The organism is Pseudomonas sp. S44 (genome assembly GCF_016624805.1).
In the GTDB taxonomy this organism is placed as follows: Bacteria; Pseudomonadota; Gammaproteobacteria; order Pseudomonadales; family Pseudomonadaceae; genus Aquipseudomonas; species Aquipseudomonas machongensis.
In genome coordinates this window covers 1-296 of sequence record NZ_JACVTY010000074.1, presented here as the reverse complement: position 1 = coordinate 296, position 296 = coordinate 1, and the positions used below count along the sequence as shown (strand labels likewise).

Sequence of the window (296 nt, the reverse complement as noted above, 5' to 3'; positions counted from 1 at the left end):
GCTCTGCGCCGCGGGCAGTGTCATGGCGGTGGAGACGGTGCTGGCGACGGTCGGGAGGGCCTGCTGGAGCGTCGGCACGGCCACCGACGTCATTGCCGGGGGCTGGTGTCGCGCGCAACGATGGTCTCGTGGAGGGCTGGGCAAGCGTGATCGGCGTGATCGGCCCAGGCTGTGCAGTGGACCAGTGCACCCCGTCGGCGGCCCCTCCTACCTGGCTCGACGTGCCTTGGCGGGCGGCCACTTCTCCGCTGCGGCTGGGCAGTTTACCCGGCCCTTGGGCCTGATCGATGGCGGCC

Annotated in this window: 1 protein-coding gene; it reads right to left on the bottom strand. The window is 72.0% G+C overall.

All coding sequences use genetic code 11. The annotated features are described in order from the left end of the window. The coding region (locus tag IAE40_RS25810) for a hypothetical protein (RefSeq protein WP_234465252.1) at positions 1 to 296 on the bottom strand (296 nt) is incomplete at both ends.